Source organism: Priestia sp. P5_B4, assembly GCF_056400385.1.
The window spans coordinates 1-2,980 of the sequence record NZ_JBFULJ010000468.1 but is presented as its reverse complement, the minus strand read 5'-3'; the positions used below and the strand labels follow the sequence as shown (position 1 = coordinate 2,980).

2 protein-coding genes and 1 pseudogene are annotated in these 2,980 nt (G+C 37.3%); 2 read left to right on the top strand and 1 reads right to left on the bottom strand.

Annotated features, from left to right (window positions below):
• On the bottom strand, positions 1–1,002 hold a 1,002-nt coding region (gene brnQ / locus AC1DRF_RS21420; RefSeq protein ID WP_477741636.1), incomplete at its 3' end, for a branched-chain amino acid transport system II carrier protein.
• A gap of 386 nt (positions 1,003–1,388) precedes the next feature.
• Here brnQ and AC1DRF_RS21415 point away from each other — a divergent pair.
• Both AC1DRF_RS21415 and AC1DRF_RS21410 read left to right on the top strand, forming a co-directional pair.
• Positions 1,389–2,660, top strand: coding sequence for a cation:dicarboxylate symporter family transporter (locus tag AC1DRF_RS21415; protein WP_477741635.1), 1,272 nt, complete (start codon positions 1,389–1,391; stop codon positions 2,658–2,660).
• Positions 2,661–2,769: 109 nt separating this feature from the next.
• Positions 2,770–2,980: pseudogene (locus AC1DRF_RS21410) on the top strand (peptidase M42); the annotation flags it as partial.

Here is a 2,980-nt window from a genome sequence, read left to right as displayed (position 1 = left end):
GTTTGCTACAACGGCGCTGAATGCTGATAAAATGACAGCAATCAACTTATAAGAAACCCTTGGAAACAGCTTATGGAAGAAAGATGAACAAGATGTTACAAGGCCTACACTTGTTGTTAAACAAGCAACGGTAATCATCAGACCTAAAAGAATTCCTCCGTAAGAGCCGAAGTAGTAATTTGATACTTCAGCCAAAACCGTACCTCCGTTATCAAGACGTCCAAGCTCTGATACGCTTGAAGCACCCATATAAGACAATGCACTATAAATAAGAGCTAAAATAACGGCAGCGATAGCCGTAGCTTTTGCACAAATTGTGATGATTTGTCGGTTGGTTTTTGCTCCTTTTTCCTTAATTGCATTAATAATAATAATTCCAAAAACAAATGATGCTAGTGTATCCATTGTTAAGTAGCCTTCTTGGAAGCCTTTAAAAAATGAGTGTGTTGTATAAGCTTCGCTTGGTGCTTCAAATTTTCCAATTGGGTTCACAACGGCTACAACTACCAATATTCCAATAAACGTTAATTTAATAGGTGTTAAAACTTTTCCTACTAAATCGACAATTTTCGCAGGATTTAGCGAAAAAAAGCAGGTAATAGTAAAGAAAATTACCGTGAAAATGATAAGGGGAAGATGCCCTGGATTTTCTGATAAAAAAGGCTTAACGCCAATTTCGAACGAAACGCTTCCCGTTCTTGGCATCGCAAAAAGCGGTCCGATTGCCAAGTATAAAATCGTAGTAAAGATAATACCGAAAGCTGGGTGTACGCGACTAGCTAAAGATTGCAAATCCTCTTTTCCGGAAAAACCAAATGCGAGAACGCCTAGAAGAGGCAGACCTACACCCGTTACTAAAAATCCAGCGTTTGCTGACCAAATATTGCTTCCAGCAGACTGACCTAACATTGCAGGGAAGATTAAATTACCTGCGCCGAAGAATAGGGCAAAAAGCATAAAGCCAATAACCACTATAAATGAAAAAGGAACTTTGTTTGACACGTTAAAACCTCCAAAATTATAAATGCTTTTTATTATCGTGTTGAATAATTAAAATTTTCAGAATTTTATATTCGAATAATAAAAATAAACATGTATCGTATTATACTAACCTAAAATGCATATTTCAATATAAAATTTTATTTTTTTAATTTATTCGCTGAAATAGCAAAAATAGAAAAATACTTAGCAAAAAAATCTCAATATACAACAATTATTTGATATGATAAAACAGAACCGTGGCTTTTAAAAATTCGCATGTGCGGCCTTACATCCTTTTAGTAAAGAACTGTTTACATAAGGTGCTGTAAGGATGTATATTTATACACGGTTCACGGAACCGCATATGCTCGATGGATGAAAGTCAACTGTGCGAAAGGAGCAAGAAAGTGAAAAGGTTAGGTCTAGCAACTCAGATTCTAATTGGACTGATTTTAGGCGTAGCTGTAGGTGCTATTTTTTATGGAAGCGATACAGCCATTTCTATTTTACAGCCGGTTGGAGACATATTTATTCATTTAATTAAGATGATTGTCGTACCGATTGTGATTTCAGCATTAATCGTRGCGGTCGCAGGAGTAGGCGATATCAAAAAATTAGGTAAGCTTGGTGGAAAAACAATTCTTTATTTTGAAATTGTTACAACCATTGCTATTGTAGTGGGGATTATTGCCGCGAACTTATTCCACCCTGGTGCAGGGGTTGATATGGGACATATTGGAAAAAGCGATATTTCTCAATATGAGGCAACGGCAAAAACGTCTGAAAGTACAGGCATTGCTCAAGAGCTTCTTCATATTGTTCCAACAAASGTCTTTCAATCGGTAGCAGAGGGCGATCTTTTACCAATCATTTTATTTTCCGTACTGTTTGGTGTAGGCGTAGCTTCGATTGGAGAGAGAGGAAAACCTGTTTTAGCCTTTTTTGAAGGCGTCTTGGATGCAATGTTTTGGGTAACTAATTTGGTGATGAAATTTGCTCCAGTAGGTGTATTTGCACTTATTGGTGTTAATATTATAAAGTTTGGTGTCGGATCACTTATTCCATTAGGAAAATTAGTGTTCGCCGTTTACTTCACCATGATTTTCTTTGTGCTTGTGGTTCTTGGAATTATTGCTAAAATGGCTGGAACAAGCATGTTTACGCTGATAAAAGTGTTAAAAGACGAGCTGCTTCTTGCTTTTACAACGGCAAGTTCAGAAGCCGTTTTACCATCTCTTATCAAAAAGATGGAAGACTTCGGTTGTTCTAAATCGGTTACATCGTTTGTTATTCCAACAGGCTACACGTTTAACTTAGATGGTTCAACCATTTATCAGGCGCTGGCATCGCTGTTTATTGCTCAAATGTACGGCATCGACCTTTCCATTATGGATCAAATTCAGCTCCTTCTTGTGCTAATGTTAACCTCAAAAGGAATGGCTGGTGTACCGGGAGCATCGTTTGTAGTTGTACTTGCTACACTTGAATCTATGGGCTTCCCTCTTGAAGGCATGGCATTTATTGCAGGAATTGACCGCATTCTTGATATGATGCGTACCACAGTTAACGTAGTAGGCAATGCTTTAGCTGCAATTGTGATGTCAAAGTCTGAAGGCGAATTTGATAAGCAAAAATCATTAAATTATACAAATGAATTAAAGAAATCAAACATAGCTTAAAACAAAACAAGCTGGGCAGCTGCCCGGCTTGTTTTGTTTGGAGCTGACTGTTATCTTTTTTGAAACATATGGTAAAATAAAAGAAATGAGAGACAAAGGAAGTGTCATAATGACGGAAACTGTTCAGTTAATTAAAAAGCTTGTTTCGATTCCCAGTCCTTCTGGAAATACAGAAAAGGTAATTTCATTTGTCGAAGACTATATAAAAGAGCTAAATATTCAAACGTATCGCAATCGAAAAGGAGGCTTAGTCGCTACTATTCCCGGTAAAGATACAGATCACCACCGCATGCTGACGGCTCATGTCGATACATTAGGTG